Here is a 16032-nt window from a genome sequence, read left to right as displayed (position 1 = left end):
ATAGGGTCGAATGACCAGGCTTTTCCGATCACAGCCAGGCTTCTCGATCAGGAGCCGGAGAGGGTTTGATGAACAGTCACCTCGGACTACACGGATACACGACCTCGCAGCAGGAAGAGCCTGAATTCGCGGCGCCTGAATGGGGAGCACATGTTCGCGCACCGTTCGATGACGAGAACCCCGGAACCGTCCGCACCTCTGATCACGGGCCGGCCGCAGTGCGCATGCACGACGCGTTCGTCCCCTCGCCCGTGACGTCCCTGGACCGGCTCTTCGGCGACCACTCCCCCGTGCAGGTCGTCGCGAAACTGGATCTCCTGCAGGTCTCCGGGAGCACCAAGGAACGCACCGCGGCGTCCCTGCTGGCCGGACTGATCGAACGCGGCGATCTCGTGCCGGGTGGCACGGTGGTCGAATCCACGTCAGGGAACCTCGGCAGCGCCCTCGCCCGCCAGTGCGCGCTGCTCGGCGTCCAGATGGTCGCCGTCGTCGATGAATTCGCCAACATCGCGGCGCTGCAGGCCATGAAGGCGTACGGCGCGCGCGTGGTGCGGGTGCCGACACCCGAGGACGGCAACCGCCTCCGCGCTCGGGTCCTGAAAGTCGCGGACCTGCTGGAGGAGATCCCCGGCGCGGTGACGACCAATCAGTATGGCAACACCGATAACGCCCGCGCCCACGCTCTCACCACCCTGCCCGAGTTCGTCGCCGCACTCGGCGCGCCCCCGGACCGTCTGTACGTGGCGGTGAGCACCACGGGCACACTGCTCGGCTGCCAGCGCGCCATCGAACGGGCGGGGTGGCCGACCGTCCTGGTCGCGGTGGACGCCGCGGGGTCGGTGCTGTTCGACGGCGAGCGCGGCGAGCGCCGCCTGCCGGGCCTGGGCGCGGGATTCGTGACGGATCTGTCCCGGCAGGCGCGCCCGGAAGCGGTGCGCCGGATCACCGAGCTGGACATGGTGAAGGGCTGTCGACTGCTCGCGCGTCGCGAGGGCATTCTGTCCGGCGCCTCGACGGGCGCGATCGTCGCCGCGATCGGACAGGACCTGGAATCGCTGGACGCAGGAACCACGGTGGGCATGCTGGTCCACGACGGTGGGCTGCCCTACCTCCCGACCGTGTATGACGACGAGTGGGTGGCGGGAAATCTGGGCGACGTCGCGGCGGTCGAGACCGCCCTGGAGCGGGCGAACCCGTTCAGTCCCCGATGACGGCATTCCTCCCGAGCGCAGGTCCCGCCACCACCGGCGCGGCCTGGTGCGACGTCCTGTTCGTCGGCGCAGGCCCGAAGGCGCTGATGGCGCTGGCGGAGCTGGACACCCGTCTGGCCGGGCTCGGTCCCGACCGGCCCCCGCTCCGGATCACCCTGTGCGATCCTGCCCCGCCGGGTCCCGGCGCCGTCTGGGACCCGGAACAGCCCGCACATCTGAGGATGAACGTCGACGCCGGGATCGTGGACCTCCGCTGCCCATCCGTTCCGGAGTCGTACCGCGAATGGGAACGGCGGAGCTATCCCGGAACGGCCGGCGAGACCTTTCCACCCCGCGCCCAGGTGGGCCGCTACCTCGAATGGACCGCCGAGCGGCTGGCCTCCTCGCCCCGGCTCGAGCTCCGGCACTGCGCAGGTCGCGTCACCGAGGTCGAACGGGACGGCGACTCCTGGCGCGCCTCCGTGGCCACCGCGGACGGTCCGGTCTTCTGGCGGTCACCGATCGTCGCGCTCTGCACCGGGCATGCCGATGCCGGCGGGGCGGATCACCGGCTCATCACCCGCGGCGACGGCGCCGACAGGACCGGCCCGCTGACCGTGACCGGAGCCGCCCTGACGGCGATCGACGTCGTGCTGGACGTGACGGAAGGCCGCGGAGGCGCATGGCTCCGCACGCCGGAGGGAGAACTGGAGTACACCGCGTCCGGCGCGGAGCCTCGCCTGATCTCGCTGGCCTCCCGTTCCGGAGAGATGATGCTGCCCAAACCGGCCACCGACCAGCGCCGCGTCCTCGACGCCGTCCTGACCGTGACCTCCGCCGTGCCGACGGGTGGCGAGCCCGATGACGCGTGGTGGAGGACGTTCGCCGACGCCGCGAGCGCCGCGGCGAGGACCGAGGGAATCGAACTCGGCAGCGACGAGCTGATGCGCCATCTGGATCAGGGAACGCCCCGGGCTTCCGCCGCCGTGCAGTGGGCGCAGGGCCTCGCACGGGCCCACGGAGTGCTCGACGGCGACCCGGCCTGGTGGTGGGGCCGCGCCTGGTCGGCCGGGTACCGGGATGTCGTGCGGTCTTTGGAGCGCAGCACCCGGGACCCAGCACTCTGGGAGCGCTGGCGCCGCCGCGCCGCGCGGCTCGAGAAATGGGCGTTCGGTCCTCCTCCGGCCACCGTGTCGAAGCTGCAGGCCCTGCACCAGGCAGGTCTCCTGACGGGCGGCACGACCGGGCGCTCGGACGCATCCGCCACGGTGGGCACTGCCCTCCGCGCGGTGACGGCCGGCCCCGGCGTCCTGACACGGCCGGCGGACGCCTTGGACCCCGCCCCGGCGCACGACGATCTCTGGGCCTCCCTGCTGGCCCGCGGCCACGTGACGGTCCGCGTAGGCGAGCGAGGCGTGTTCACCCGTCCCGACGGGGTCTGCCTGGCGCCGTCCGGACAGCCGTCCCCCGGCCTCGCAGCGCTCGGAAGGCCGACGGAAGACCCGGTGATCGGCCACGACACCCTCAACAGGACTCTCCACCAGGACGGCGAACGCTGGTCCCGGGCGGTGGCGGAATGGGTCGCCGGAGCCCGGTCCCCCATCGCCGCACTCCCCTTCCCCGATCACGAACGGAACTCACGATGACCAGCTTGTGCCATGGCCTCCCGCCGCTGACGGGCCGGACCGAACCCTGGATGGAGCAGCTGCTCGCCGATCCGGACCAGTGTGCCGACCTGCTGTCCGCCCACGGCTCGGCACTGAACCTGCTCGACTTCGGCCCGCTCGGGCGCAACATCGGCGAATTGACCCGCGCCGGCGCGGACCTCGGGGTCGAGGTCGGCGTCTTCGTCGCGCGGAAAGCCAACAAGGCACTCTCGCTCATCTCCGCCGCCGTCGATGCGGGTGCGGGTCTCGACGTCGCCTCCTACGCCGAGCTGAAGCAGTGCCTGGACCGGGGCGTCGAGGCCGGGCGGATCATCGTCACCGCCGCGGTGAAGGACAAGGCGCTCCTGACCCTGGCCATCACGTCCAGGGTGACCGTCAGCCTCGACAACGTGGACGAGACGGCGGATGTCGTAGCCATCGCGGCGAAGGAGGGCATCCGGGCCCGCGTCGCACTCCGCCTCGCTGTGACGCATCCCAGCGTTCCGCCGACGCGCTTCGGTCTCACGGCGGACTCGTGGCTGGCGTTCCTGAGGGACCGCGGCGAGCTGCTGGAGGTCGAGGGGGTGCACTTCCACCTGAACGGCTACGACCGGCAGCACCGCGTCCTGGCATTGGCGGAGGCCTGTTCGTTCATCGACCGGCTCCGGGACGCGGGACATCCGGTCGGGTACATCGACATGGGCGGCGGGATCCCCATGAGCTACCTCGAGGACGAACAGTCGTGGCGGGCTTTCTGGCAGGCGCTGGCCGCGGACGCCGACGGGACGCTGACCTGGCGCGGCGACCGCCTCGGACTCACCGACCCAGCCCTGGACCGGCCGTCCCCCGCCCTCTATCCGTACTGGCAGCGAGAGACCCGCGGAGCCTGGCTGACCGCTCTTCTCAGCACGCCGGTCGATGGGACCACAGCCGCGCAACTCCTGACCTCACGGGGTCTGCAGCTGCGCTGCGAACCGGGCCGCTCCGTCCTGGACGGCTGCGGGGTGACCCTCGCCGAGGTCGTTTTCCGTAAGACGACCAGCGATGGCGTGCCGCTCGTCGGGCTGCAGATGAACCGGACACAGATGCGCTCGACGTCGGCTGACGTCCTGATCGATCCGCGCTGGCTGCGCCCCTCCCGGGCCGGAACACCGTCGGCGCCGGGCGAGGCGTTCCTGGTCGGCGCCTACTGCATCGAGGAGGAGCTGATCCTCCGACGGCGCCTGGCCTTCCCCCAGGGCGTGGCACGAGGCGACATCGCCGTGTTCCTCAACACCGCGGGATATCTCATGCACATCCTCGAGAGTCCGTCCCATCAGCTGCCGCTCGCACAGAATCTCGTGCACCGAGACGGCGACTGGATCCCCGACGGCGAGTCCTGAGGACCCGCTGTCCGCTCGGCACGGAAACTCTCCGCTCGGCACGGAAATTCGGCGGTGGAATGTCAGTGCCGGCAGGTAGAACTTCCCTCATGACGAACACCACATTTCCGCCGTTCACGGTGACACAGGCAGCGATCGCACAGATCGCAGAGCTCGGCGGCACCATCATGATCGACGCCGAAGACGGCGGGTGCTGTGGGTCCGTCTACGCGTTCAGCGTGGTGGATGACGAGTCCCCCGGAGTGACCGGCGCGGAGCGCTACGGCTGCCCTGGGGCGTGGCTCCTCGTGGCTCCACGGGCACGAGGAGTGTTGCCTGGAGCGACGCTGGACTACGCCGCGCGGCTGCGCCCTCCCCGATTCCGGGTGCTACGGAACCCCAACACGCCGCAGGTGTGCGCCTGCCGACGATCATTCGGAGAGCCGTGGCCCGGGCCGGGCCGGCCGGAGTGCTGCTCCTACCGGCCGATGCCGTGGGATGACGACTTCGAACCTCCCGCAGCGTGGAAGCGTCAGACGGGCCATACCTGAGAAGCAGCCGACCACCCGTCGCACGACAAGCGCGGGAGCACCACACGCCGCCGATCGTTCACCGGAGCCGCTTCCCCTCGAGATCCTCCAGCAACCAGACGGTGTGGTCATAGACCGAGGAACAGAGTGCCCTGAATTGTTCGTTCACCACCCCTTCGTCCTCAACGGCGAGCCGATGGCCATTCCGGACCGAGATGACGACGTCATTGAGGCTGCCCATGCCGCCATAAGCCCTTCTGATGTGCGACAGGCCCCGGGTTTCATCGCTTTCCAGAAGGACAAGACCCTGGGACGCCCAGGAAGGCCAGTGCCGCACATCACAGTCGTCTAAAAGTCGTTTCAGATGCGACAAATCTGTCATCAATTCGACACGACGACGCGCCCTCGAGTTCCCGCGCCACGGGAGGGGAATCCGCCAGTTCAATTTCCCCATGATCCGCTCCCCGCCTGACTCAGACATCGCTCGCCCTCCGGCCGGCACGGCATTCCTCGCCGATCTCCGCCGGAATCAGCAGGCGCGGACCGACTCCGGGTTTCTCATTCATGAGGACAAAATACTCCCCGGATCGACACCTCTCGCAGAAAGGCCGGTGACCTCGACGGTTACGGCGCGAGCGCACTCCCGAATACCCTTGACGACCTCAGAATGGGATGACAGAAAAGGCCCTTCGCGCCACGTCCCGTAGGCCCCCATCCGAAGAAATCGGCTAACAGAAAATTTTCGGTATTCCATGCGGCATCTTGTCGGGTCCGCCCGCAATGTTAGGACACCTTTGATGATTGGCAGAAATACCTGACGTCCCCCTATAGTTCACTCGAGTATTGTGAGAACTTTTGCCGTGCCGGGCGACATCGCCGCAGCGCACCGCGGGTTCATGAAGGGCCGCACGGAATGCCGCCCGTTTCTTGGAGGAAACCTTGAAGTCTGATTCGATCACCCCTGCCCGCAAGAGCCGTCTGCGTCGCAATCTGCCCATCGTGATCGCCGGCGCCGTCGGTTCGGTCGCGCTGGCGCTCAGCATGTCGCCGACCCTGGCCGCGTTCACCGCTTCGATCACCAACAGCACCGACACCGCCGGCCTCGGCAGCCTGTCGATGCAGGAGGCGAACCAGGCCGGCACCATCCTGTGCAACAGCACCGACGGCGGCTCGATCTCCACCAACACCGCGACCTGCGCGACGATCAACAAGTACGGCGGCAACCTGGCCATGGTGCCGGGGCAGACCGTCTCGACCCAGATCACCATCAAGAACACCGGCACCGTCCCGGCGTCGGCCTTCAACCTCAGCCCCGCCGCCTGCGCGCAGAGCAACAACGGCCCGGTCAACGGCACGGCCACGGACCTGTGCTCCAAGGTGACCCTCGTGGTGACCTCGGGCTCCAGCACGATCTACAGCGGCACCCTGGCCGCCTTCAACGCCCCGGTGGACATCCTGGCCAAGACGGCTGCCTCCTCGGTTCCGGCCGGCACCACGGTGCCTTTCACGTTCGCCGTGACGGTCCCCGCGGCCACGGGCAACACGTACTCCGGCCTGCAGCTGAGCCAGCCGCTGACCTGGACGTTCTCCTCCTGAGGTCTGTCCCTTGAGCATTCTGGTTCGCAGACGCCCGGCTCTCGCCCTCTGGGGGGCGGGGGCCGGGATTCTGTTCGTCGTCGGCGTCGCCGTGTTCCTCCTGAGCGGGTACCGCGTCTTCGCGGTCACCACGCCCAGCATGGGCACGACGCTGCCGGTCGGCTCCCTGGTGGTGGTTCATCCGCAGCCGGCGTACGACGTCGGGGAGATCGCGACGTTCCGTGTGGACAACCGCGTCTACACGCACCGGATCATCGCCGAGACGCCTCAGCGGCTGACCACGAAAGGCGATCTGAACGGCGCGGTGGACGGCTGGCGCGTGCCCACCGACGACGTCGTGGGTTCGGTCGTGTGGAGCAGCCGCGGTCTCGGCTGGGCCGTGCGCGCCCTCCCCTGGCTGCTCCTCGGCGGGCTGATCGTCGAGCTGCTCGCGCGCTCCCGCCGGGACAACCCTGTCTGGAAGCAGAGCGTTCGGCTCGGCGGCGGCTCACTCGTGGTCGCGGCCATCTCCCTGTGGCTCCGCCCCTGGACCAATATGCAGATGCTCGGGTACCGTCCCGCCGACTCCCGCGACGGCGTGCTCATGCATGTCGTCAACACCGGGCTCTTCCCCATGAGCGCCGGCGACCAGCGGCTCAGCAGCGGGCAGGACGCAGTGACCCAGGTGACGACCACGAACGCCTCGGGCCACTACATCATCAATCCGCTGCCCGCCCTGGAGTGGTGGCAGCAGGCGCTCGTGATCGTCGCGTGTCTCGTGCCGCTGCTGGCAGCGCTCTTGATCCGGCCCGCCACGGCCGGGGACACCCCGGAGGGGGACGAGGACACCCAGGACTCCCGCACGCGGCGTCGCGGGGTGATCCTTCTCGCCGTCATCGCGGCGCTGACCGCACTCGCCGTCGCGCTGGTCAATTCGCTGAGCACGCACGGGACCTTCGCCGCCACGGTGCAGAACAGCACCGACACCTCCGGCACCCGCACCTTCTTCACCTGCAAGCAGGCGGAGTCGAGCCTCGGTGCCGCTTCGACGTACGGGGCATACGCCCTGGCGGCGGGTGCGGCGCGGAGCGAGAGCGATTTCACCGGCCACTCCCGCACGGCCACGTATCTGATCACCCCCACGACGACGACGTCCATCGGCTGCGCGCGGGACACCCCGGCCGTCTCGGCCTCCTTCGCCGGCAATCAGTGTCTGTCGATCCCCGGCCTCAACGCGGGCCCGAACACCTTCTCCCTGGAAGCCTGGTTCCGGACCACCTCGACGAGCAACGGCAAGATCATCGGATTCGGCACCGCCACCAACAGCAGCGCCGACGCCAACAACGACCGCCACCTCTACCTGGACACCGCCGGCCGGATCGTCTTCGGGGTGTATCCCAACGCGGTGCGGACGCTGTCCACGGCGGCGGGCAAGAGCTACGCGGACGGCGCCTGGCACCACACGGTCGCGGTGCTCTCCTCGGCGGGCATGCGACTCTACGTGGACGGCGTGCTCGTCGGCTCGAACACCGCCGTCACCACCGGGGAGGCCTACAACGGGTACTGGAAGGTCGGCTGCGGCACGCTCGCCGGCTGGGCCAACGGCGACGGGACCGGCTACAACGGGCCGTCCTACTTCAACGGGTCGATCCAGTACGCCGCCGTCTACACCACCGCGCTGACCGCCGCCCAGGTCTCCAGCCACTACGACGCCGGCCGGTAGCCGCGCGGAGTCCTGCGTCCTGCACCGCTGCGCGCTCCCCGCGACGCCGCCCGCCCGTACCTCGGTGTGCAGTACGCCACCGGCGGAAAGCCTTGTCCTCGCCCACCGCCGGTGCCAGGGTGGAGGACATGAGCGACACTGCATCTGACGACCAGAACACCGCGACGATGAAGGCCGCCGGCCAGGACCGGTTCGGCGGCCCCGAGGAGATCCACGAGGTCATCCTTCCCCGTCCGGAGCCCGGGATCAGCGAGATCCTGGTACGCGTGCACGCCGCCGGCATCAACCCGACCGACTGGAAGCACCGGGCGGGCCAGTCCTGGTTCCCGGAGCCGTCGGTGCCGCTCGGCTGGGACGTCTCCGGCGTCGTCGAGGCGGTGGGACTCGGGTCGACGCTCTTCGAGCCCGGCGATGAGGTCTTCGGCATGCTGCCCTACCCGCACGGCGTCGGGTCCCACGCCGAATACGTCGTCGGCCCCACTCGCGCGTTCGTGCACAAGCCCGCGGCGATCGACCACGTCCAGGCGGGCGCGCTCCCCCTCGCCGCGCTCACGGCGTGGCAGGCGCTCGTCGACACCGCCGGCGTCGCGCCCGGTGACCGCGTGCTGATCCACGCCGCGGCCGGGGGCGTCGGGCACCTGGCCGTCCAGATCGCGAAGGCGCGTGGCGCGTACGTGATCGGCACGGCGAGCGCTCCCAAGCATGAGTTCCTGCGGGGGCTGGGCGCCGACGAGGTCATCGACTACCGGGAGACCGACTTCGCCGAGGCGGTCCGTGACGTGGACATCGTCCTGGACACGATCGGCGGCGACTACCAGCTCCGGTCGCTCCGCACCTTGCGGCCCGGAGGAATCCTCATCTCGACGCTGCCGCGACCCGCGAAAGGCCTGCGCGAGGAGGCCGAGCGTCTCGGCGTGCGCGTCAAGCTGATCCTGGTGGAGGCGGATCACGCAGGCATGCAGGCGATCGCCGATCTGGCGGCCGACGGCTCGCTGAAGGCCACGATCGCCGGCACCTTCCCTCTCGCGGAGGCCGCCAAGGCCCACGAGGCCGGAGAGACCGACCGCACCACGGGCAAACTGGTCATCGTCATGGACGAGGACACGGCCGCCGGGACCTGACCCGCTCGCTGCGGACCGCCCGCGGAGCCCGGCAGCGTGTCAGCCGAGCGCCCGCGGGTGTGCGGCCGCGTACACCTCACGCAAGGTGTCCGCGGTGACCAGGGTGTAGATCTGCGTGGTGGTGACGGACGCGTGGCCGAGGAGCTCCTGGACCACGCGGACATCCGCGCCGCCCTCAAGCAAGTGGGTGGCGAAGGAGTGCCGGAGCGTGTGGGGCGAGATGTCGCGCTCGATCCCGGCACGTTCCGCAGCGGCCTTCAGGATCGCCCAGGCACTCTGCCTGCTGATCCTGCTCCCCCGGACATTCAGGAACAGGGCGGGAGTTCCCTTGCCTTTCGCCGCGAGAACGGGCCGTCCGCGCACCAGGTACGCCTCGAGCGCACGGGCCGCATAACTGCCCAGCGGCACGACCCGCTCCTTCGAGCCTTTGCCGAAGAGCCGCACCAGAGCGGGTCCGTCCGATTCCTCACCCGCGAGCGCCAGATCATCCACATCCAGTCCGACGGCCTCGCTGATCCGGGCGCCGGTCGAGTACAGGAACTCCAGCAGAGCCGCATCCCGGAGACCTGCCGGAGTGTCGGTGACGGCGGCTTCGAGGATGCGCTCGACCTCCGAGAACGGGATCGCCTTCGGCAGCCGCTTGCCGGGCATGGGCGGGCGGACCTCATGGGCAGGATCGTTCACGGTGAGTCCCTCGAGAGCCCAGAATTTGTGCAAGCCCCGGACCGCGACGATGGTCCGCGCCGCCGACCGCACGCCGAGCGCCGTGCCGCCGTCCGCGCCGTCGTGCAGGGCCTGAGCGAAAGCGCTCACGTGGCCGCGCTCGATGTCCTGTGGCTCGCGGAACCCCTCGGCGGCCAGGAACCGGGCGTAGCGGTTGAGATCGCGCTCGTAGGACTGCAGCGTGTTGCGCGCCAGTCCCCGCTCCACGGAAAGGTGCTGGAGGTACTGCCGGATGGCGCGCTCGACGGCGGTCGGCGGCGTCACCGGCTTCGCGGCGGCCTCGGTGCTGCCCGCCGCGGTGCCCGCCGACGTCTCAGGGCCGGCGCTCGGGGCGCTCACCGGAAGTGGGGATGCGCGGTCCAGGACGCCTCGGCGGGGCGGAGACCGGCCTGACGCAGCGCCGCTCCCGTCAGCTCGCCTCCGCTCCGGGACACGGCGGCCTGCAGCGCCAGCACTCCGACGACGGTGGACACGTTGTGGATGTCCCCCGCCAGGATCGCGGAGACCGCCTCGTCCAGGGAGACCCAGGCGTATTCGAACTCGGATTCCTCATCCGTGCGCACGTGGCGGTCCGCCTCGGGCACCGGACTGAGACCGGTGGCCACGAACACCCGCAGGGCCTCCGAGGAGCCACCCGGGGAGTTGAAGAAGTCCACGAGCACGTGCCACTCGGCGGCGCGGAGGTCTGCTTCCTCGGCCAGTTCGCGGGCGGCGGCGTCGAGCGGCGGTTCGTCCTCGACGTCCAGCAGGCCCGCGGGCACCTCCCAGAGGTCCATGCCGACGGGGTGACGGTACTGCTTCAGGAGCAGAATCCGCCCCTTCTCGTCGACCGGGATGATCGCCACGGCTCCGGTGTGGTCGACGTAGTCGCGCACCATGGTCGGCCCGCCGTCGGTGAGGGAGAAAGTGTCCGAGACGACGTCCCAGATCCGGCCCGAGAACACCGTCTTCCGCTCCGCGAGGGGGCGGGTGTGGACGGCGTCGGCCAGCGGGGCACCAGGGGTTCCGTCGGGCTGTCCGTGCTGTTCAGCGCCGGGTGACTGGGTCATGCTTCTCCTTCGCTCACCGGGGACGGCGAGTGGCGCATCCCCACTATCGACAATAGCCTCGCCGAGGCCCGGCGTCGGTGATTGAGCGGCGGGAAGTCCTCAGCCGGGCCCAGCGGAAGCGCCCTGTGGCCGGCTCAGGCGGCGACGCTGCCCGCGGTCGTCGGTCGGGACGCCTGTGCGCTCCCCCGCGGGACGATCAGCAGAAGCGACGCCGCCGTGCACAGCACCGCGCCGATGGCGAGCGGCAGGTCCAGACCGTAGGCGGAGATGCCGATCGACGGCAGGACGAAGAGCACGACGGCGGCGACGGTCGCGGCTGGACTGACGCGGGTCCCGGCAGGTTCCGGCACCGGGCGCTCAAGCCGTGAGGTCCCGAGGGAGATCACCCAGACCACGGCGAAGACGGCCACCAGGAGGATCGGCCGGGTCAGCCACCAGGCGGTGGAACCCGGAGCCGGCATGGGCAGCGGCAGAAGAAGCTGGATCCCGGTGAGGACGACGATCGCCGTGACGTGCCACAGATAGATCGTCATGAGCCGGGAGCCGGCGGCGAACACCACGGCCTGCAGCCAGCGCTGGCGCATGAGAGCAGTGAGCGGCCGGCGCAGCAGGGTGAAGAGCGCGGCCTGGATGGGCGCCAGGATCGCGATCGGGGTGGTGGGCGGCCACTGATTGCTCAGCATGCTCGTGGAATACGAACCGAAGCCCACCAGGGCGCCGATGGCGAGGAATCCAAGGGCGACCACGCCGAGCAGCTGCCACCAGCTGAGACGGGAGAACCAGCCGTCCTTGAGGCAGAATCCGATCTGCTGAGCGAACAGCCACACGAAGGCGACATTGGGGATGCCGAACAGCTCGTCCCCGGTGCCGTAGCCGTTGAGGTCGATCTTGCCGAGGCCGAGCGCCCAGATGCCGACCACCAGGCGGATGATGTCGACCACCAGGGCGGCCGCGAGAAGCACGATCAGGGTGAGCCAGGGGGCACGCTCGTGCCAGCGGATCATCCACGGAGCCAGCGACTGCACCAGAAGATACGCCCCGAGGAACCAGAGGACAGAGCCGACGGGGACCTCCACCGCGCTCACGAGCGCCGGATCCAGACCGATCAGCTTGACCACCAGGAGTGCGGTGGCGAGGAAGCAGTAGAGCGGGAGCGCAGGGCGGGCCAGGCGGGCCAGGCGGGACCGGACGAAGCGGCCCGGGCTTTCGCCCCGGGCCTGCGCGGAGTCCCATCCCGTCCGTGCGGCGAATCCGCCGACCACGAAGAAGAGGGGCATGATCTCCGCGACCCAGGAGACCGGGGCCACCCACCGCGATCCCGTCACCGGGCTGTCGAGGAGCGGCGAGCCGTCCGGGTTGCGACCCACCCCCACCAGGACGAGGTGCACGAAGACGACCACCAGGACACAGGCCACCCGGGCGAGGTCCAGCGTGAGGTCACGCCCGGCGGGGATCGCGGGCCGGGCTGCGGGGGCGTGAGGCTGACTCATGGACTCAGCCTAATATTCCAGTCGCTGGATTAACAAGTGCCTCAGCCGGACATGACGAAGGGCGGGTGGCCCGGTCGGTCTGACCGGGCCACCCGCCCTTCATGCGGAAACCCTGCTGAGATGGGCGCCCTACTGGGCGGCGGTCTCCAGCGCGCCGGAGTGGACCAGAGCGGCCTGCACCAGACCCGCGAAGAGCGGGTGAGGGCGGGTCGGACGGGAGCTCAGCTCCGGGTGAGCCTGGGTGGCCACGTAGTACGGGTGGACGTCGCGCGGGAGCTCGACGAACTCCACGAGCTTGCCGTCGGGCGACGTGCCGGAGAACACCAGGCCGGCCTCCGCGATCTGCGGACGGAACTTGTTGTTCACCTCGTAGCGGTGACGGTGACGCTCCCCCACCTCGGTGGCGCCGTAGGTCTCCGCGACCACGGAGCCCTCGGTCAGCACGGCCGGGTAAAGGCCCAGGCGCATGGTGCCGCCGAGGTCGCCCTTGCCGTCCACGATGTCGATCTGCTCTTCCATCGTGGCGATGACCGGGTACTTGGAATCCGGCTCGAACTCCGAGGAGGACGCGCCTTCCAAGCCGACCACGTTGCGGGCGTACTCGATGACCATGCACTGCAGGCCCAGGCACAGGCCCAGAGCCGGCAGGCCGGACTCACGGGCGAACTTGAGCGCGCCGAGCTTGCCTTCCAGACCACGGATGCCGAAACCGCCCGGAACGCAGATGGCGTCCACGCCATCCAGCGCCGCCTTGGCGCCGGCCTCCGTCTCACAGGTGTCCGAGGGGACCCAGCGGATCTTGACCTTGGCGTTGTTGGCGAAGCCGCCGGCCCGCAGCGCCTCGGTCACGGACAAGTACGCGTCCGGCAGGTCGATGTACTTGCCCACCAGGGCGATCTCGACGTCGTGGCGCGGGTTGTGGACGGCTTCCAGCAGCTTGTCCCACTTGCTCCAGTCCACGTCCTTGAACGGCAGATCCAGGGCACGCACGATGTAGGAGTCCAGGCCCTGGGCGTGCAGGGTCTTGGGGATGTCGTAAATGCTCGGGGCGTCAGCCGCGTTCACGACGGCGTCGCTGTCCACATCGCACATGCGGCCGATCTTCTCGCGCATGGCCTCCGGCACCTCACGGTCGGAGCGGATCACGATCGCCTCGGGCTGGATGCCGATGGAGCGCAGAGCCGCCACGGAGTGCTGCGTCGGCTTGGTCTTCAGTTCCTGGGATGGGCCGATGTACGGGACCAGGGAGACGTGCAGGAAGAAGACGTTGCCTCGTCCGACGTCCTGGCGCACCTGACGGGCGGCCTCCAGGAACGGCTGGGATTCGATGTCACCGACGGTGCCGCCGATCTCGGTGATGATGACGTCAGGGACCTCATGCCCGGCCGACGGTTCGGCGGGCAGGCGCATACGGCGCTTGATCTCGTCCGTGATGTGCGGGATGACCTGCACCGTGTCACCGAGGTACTCGCCGCGGCGTTCCTTGGCGATGACGGTGGAGTACACCTGGCCGGTGGTCACGTTGGCGGAGCCGTCAAGATTCTCATCCAGGAAGCGCTCGTAGTGGCCGATGTCCAGATCGGTCTCGGCGCCGTCGTCCGTGACGAAGACTTCGCCGTGCTGGAACGGGTTCATCGTTCCAGGATCGACATTCAGATAGGGATCGAGCTTCTGCATGGTGACCGAAAGGCCACGAGCCCGGAGAAGGTGGCCCAGACTTGAAGCAGTCAGGCCCTTGCCGAGGGAGGAAGCCACGCCGCCGGTCACGAAGATCTGTTTGGTGATCTTGCCGGAGTCCTGGAAGCGGGAATTTACACGGGAATTGGATCGCTGCACCACGGAGTTCAAGCCTATCACCCTTTGTCTTTCTCAGGCCATGGTCGATGCTGTGAACTGCCGCGCATCGTCCAGAAGTTCCTGCGCGTGAGCACGCGCGGATTCGGATTCCTCCTGGCCCGCAAGCATGCGGGCCAGTTCCACCACACGGGCGTCATCGTCGAGCACTTCCACATCGCTCGAGGTGAAGCCGCTGTCCAGGCCGCCGTCGGCGCCCCGGACACTGTTCTTGATGACCCGCACATGCTGGTGAGCAAACGCGGCCACCTGGGGCAGATGCGTCACCACCAGCACCTGGACGTGACGGGCGAGCATCGCCAGCCTCCGTCCGATCTCGACGGCGGCACGGCCGCCCACCCCGGCATCCACCTCATCGAAGACGAAGGTGGGCACCGGGTCGACTTCCGCGAGCACCACTTCGATGGCCAGCATCACCCGGGAGAGCTCGCCGCCGGACGCGCCCTTGCCGACGGGCCGCGCCGGAGCCCCGGCGTGGGGCTGCAGAAGGATCGCGATCTGGTCCTGACCGTGGGGGCCCGGTTCGGGCGCCTCCTCGACCTGGACGTGCAGACGGGCGTCCTTCATGGCCAGCGCGGCGAGTTCCGCGCTGACGCGGTCCGCGAGCTCACCGGCGGCCCGGACGCGCAGCTCGTGGAGCTCGGCCGCCAGGCGCGCCAGTTCAGCGCGTCGGCTCTCCACCTGGGCCTGCAGCCCCTCGATGCGTTCGGTGTCGCCCTGGAGCTCCTCCAGCCGCACCCGGGACGTCTCGGCCCACTCCAGGACCTCGTCGATGCTGGGGGCGTACTTCCGCACCAGTTTGGACAGCTCGGCACGCCGCGCTTCCAGCGCCGCCAGATGCTCGGGCCCCTCGGTCTCCAGGCCGGCTGAGTAATGCGCGAGTTCGGAGGCGATGTCCTCCAGCACGACGGCGGACTCGGCGACACGTGACGCGAGGGCTTCCAGCGTGGCGTCGTGCTGGGACACCTGCTCGAGGGTCCGCTGTGCGGCGGTGAGCAGCTGCAGTGCGTCCCCGGTCTCGGAGTAGTCGTCACCGCTGAGGACGCCCTGCGCGGTTCCCGCCGCGATCCGCAGCTGCTCCACGTGGGCGAGCTTGACCGACTCGGCCTTGAGCCGTTCGTCCTCCCCCGGTTCGGGGGCGACGGCGTCGATCTCGGTGAGAGCGGCGTCCAGCGACTCCGCCTCCCGCAGCCGTTCCCGCTCCGCGGCCTGCAGTTCGGCGAGTTCCTTTTCGGCCGCCCGGTACGCGTGATAGCAGTCCTGGTACGCGGTGAGGGCCTTCCCGAGCGCCGGGCCGCCGAACTTGTCGAGTGCCTCGCGTTGCGCGGCGGAGCTCTTCAGCCGGATCTGGTCCGTCTGGCCGTGGATCACGAGCAGCCGCTCCCCCAATTCGGCGAGAGCTCCCACCGGGGCGGAGCGCCCGCCCAGGTAGGCACGCGACCGGCCTTCCATGCTGACGCTGCGCGCCAGCAGCAGCTCGGCGCCCTGGTCGCTGATCTCGACCTCGGCGCCGGCCTCCTCCGCCCGTTCCAGAGCAGCGTGACCTTCCGGCAGCAGAGCCGTGGCCTCGACACTGGCCGCCTTGGCGCCCACCCGCACCGCTCCGGCGTCGGCCCGGGCACCCAGCAGCAGCCCGACGGCGGTGACCACCATGGTCTTGCCGGCGCCGGTCTCGCCGGTCACCACGCTGAGCCCGGGGCCCAGCGGGAGCCTCGCCTCCGTGATGACACCGAGGTCCCTGATGCGGATTTCTTCAATCATGCTGTGCTT

The 16032-nt window shown here is 69.5% G+C and carries 13 protein-coding genes; 7 read left to right on the top strand and 6 right to left on the bottom strand.

Features of this window, described 5'->3' with window-relative positions:
* The first annotated feature begins 224 nt into the window (after positions 1-224).
* The 4 genes from P9849_RS06050 (at position 225) to P9849_RS06035 (ending at position 4748) form a co-directional block, all read left to right on the top strand.
* A complete protein-coding gene (locus P9849_RS06050) occupies positions 225-1211 on the top strand; it encodes a pyridoxal-phosphate dependent enzyme (RefSeq protein WP_278268746.1) in 987 nt (328 codons plus the stop codon).
* Complete coding sequence (locus tag P9849_RS06045) at positions 1208-2836, top strand: FAD/NAD(P)-binding domain-containing protein (protein ID WP_278268745.1); 1629 nt, start codon at positions 1208-1210, stop codon at positions 2834-2836. The genes P9849_RS06050 and P9849_RS06045 overlap by 4 nt, the downstream gene beginning before the upstream one ends.
* Positions 2833-4218, top strand: a complete 1386-nt coding sequence (locus P9849_RS06040) for an alanine racemase (RefSeq protein ID WP_278268744.1) — start codon at positions 2833-2835, stop codon at positions 4216-4218. The genes P9849_RS06045 and P9849_RS06040 overlap by 4 nt, the downstream gene beginning before the upstream one ends.
* 89 nt (positions 4219-4307) lie before the next feature.
* The gene (locus tag P9849_RS06035; protein ID WP_278268743.1) at positions 4308-4748 is read left to right on the top strand and encodes an iron-sulfur cluster assembly accessory protein; all 441 of its coding nucleotides are present in this window, start codon (positions 4308-4310) and stop codon (positions 4746-4748) included.
* Positions 4749-4806: 58 nt separating this feature from the next.
* On the opposite strand, the gene P9849_RS06030 is transcribed toward P9849_RS06035, so the two are convergent.
* Positions 4807-5181 carry a hypothetical protein gene (locus P9849_RS06030; protein ID WP_278268742.1) on the bottom strand — a complete coding sequence of 125 codons (375 nt, stop codon included), beginning with the start codon at positions 5179-5181 and terminating at the stop codon, positions 4807-4809.
* A gap of 485 nt (positions 5182-5666) precedes the next feature.
* Here P9849_RS06030 and P9849_RS06025 point away from each other — a divergent pair, with 485 nt between their 5' ends.
* The 3 genes from P9849_RS06025 (at position 5667) to P9849_RS06015 (ending at position 9146) form a co-directional block, all read left to right on the top strand.
* Complete coding sequence (locus P9849_RS06025; RefSeq protein WP_278268741.1) at positions 5667-6323, top strand: hypothetical protein; 657 nt, start codon at positions 5667-5669, stop codon at positions 6321-6323.
* A gap of 10 nt (positions 6324-6333) precedes the next feature.
* Complete coding sequence (locus P9849_RS06020; RefSeq protein ID WP_278268740.1) at positions 6334-8025, top strand: LamG-like jellyroll fold domain-containing protein; 1692 nt, start codon at positions 6334-6336, stop codon at positions 8023-8025.
* A gap of 128 nt (positions 8026-8153) precedes the next feature.
* Positions 8154-9146 carry an NADP-dependent oxidoreductase gene (locus P9849_RS06015; protein WP_278268739.1) on the top strand — a complete coding sequence of 331 codons (993 nt, stop codon included), beginning with the start codon at positions 8154-8156 and terminating at the stop codon, positions 9144-9146.
* Between the two features lie 39 nt (positions 9147-9185).
* Here the strand turns inward: P9849_RS06015 and xerD are convergent, their stop codons facing one another.
* The 5 genes from xerD to recN all read right to left on the bottom strand — a co-directional run bounded on the left by xerD (position 9186) and on the right by recN (position 16023).
* Positions 9186-10133: a site-specific tyrosine recombinase XerD gene (gene xerD, locus P9849_RS06010; RefSeq protein ID WP_278269114.1), complete on the bottom strand. Its 948-nt coding sequence runs from the start codon at positions 10131-10133 to the stop codon at positions 9186-9188.
* 71 nt (positions 10134-10204) lie between these two features.
* A complete protein-coding gene (locus P9849_RS06005; protein ID WP_278268738.1) occupies positions 10205-10918 on the bottom strand; it encodes an NUDIX hydrolase in 714 nt (237 codons plus the stop codon).
* A gap of 134 nt (positions 10919-11052) precedes the next feature.
* Positions 11053-12408 (bottom strand): acyltransferase, encoded by a 1356-nt coding sequence (locus tag P9849_RS06000; RefSeq protein ID WP_278268737.1) that lies wholly within the window; start codon positions 12406-12408, stop codon positions 11053-11055.
* A gap of 129 nt (positions 12409-12537) precedes the next feature.
* Positions 12538-14265: a CTP synthase gene (locus P9849_RS05995; protein ID WP_278268736.1), complete on the bottom strand. Its 1728-nt coding sequence runs from the start codon at positions 14263-14265 to the stop codon at positions 12538-12540.
* A 12-nt stretch (positions 14266-14277) separates the two neighbouring features.
* Positions 14278-16023, bottom strand: coding sequence for a DNA repair protein RecN (recN, locus tag P9849_RS05990; RefSeq protein WP_278268735.1), 1746 nt, complete (start codon positions 16021-16023; stop codon positions 14278-14280).
* Positions 16024-16032 lie beyond the last annotated feature (9 nt).

The sequence above is a fragment of the Arthrobacter sp. Y-9 genome, assembly GCF_029690065.1.
In the GTDB taxonomy this organism is placed as follows: Bacteria; Actinomycetota; Actinomycetes; order Actinomycetales; family Micrococcaceae; genus Arthrobacter_E.
The sequence above is the reverse complement of the archived record's forward strand: the minus strand, read 5'-3'. Positions and strand labels throughout refer to the sequence as shown.

What these genes read in the sequence shown, in the direction of transcription:
- P9849_RS06050 (WP_278268746.1), top strand. Translation starts at nt 225, where the DNA reads ATGCACGACGCGTTCGTCCCCTCGCCCGTGACGTCCCTGGACCGGCTC.
- P9849_RS06045 (WP_278268745.1), top strand. Translation starts at nt 1,208, where the DNA reads ATGACGGCATTCCTCCCGAGCGCAGGTCCCGCCACCACCGGCGCGGCC.
- P9849_RS06040 (WP_278268744.1), top strand. Translation starts at nt 2,833, where the DNA reads ATGACCAGCTTGTGCCATGGCCTCCCGCCGCTGACGGGCCGGACCGAA.
- P9849_RS06035 (WP_278268743.1), top strand. Translation starts at nt 4,308, where the DNA reads ATGACGAACACCACATTTCCGCCGTTCACGGTGACACAGGCAGCGATC.
- P9849_RS06030 (WP_278268742.1), bottom strand. Translation starts at nt 5,181, where the DNA reads ATGGGGAAATTGAACTGGCGGATTCCCCTCCCGTGGCGCGGGAACTCG.
- P9849_RS06015 (WP_278268739.1), top strand. Translation starts at nt 8,154, where the DNA reads ATGAGCGACACTGCATCTGACGACCAGAACACCGCGACGATGAAGGCC.
- P9849_RS06005 (WP_278268738.1), bottom strand. Translation starts at nt 10,918, where the DNA reads ATGACCCAGTCACCCGGCGCTGAACAGCACGGACAGCCCGACGGAACC.
- P9849_RS06000 (WP_278268737.1), bottom strand. Translation starts at nt 12,408, where the DNA reads ATGAGTCAGCCTCACGCCCCCGCAGCCCGGCCCGCGATCCCCGCCGGG.
- recN (WP_278268735.1), bottom strand. Translation starts at nt 16,023, where the DNA reads ATGATTGAAGAAATCCGCATCAGGGACCTCGGTGTCATCACGGAGGCG.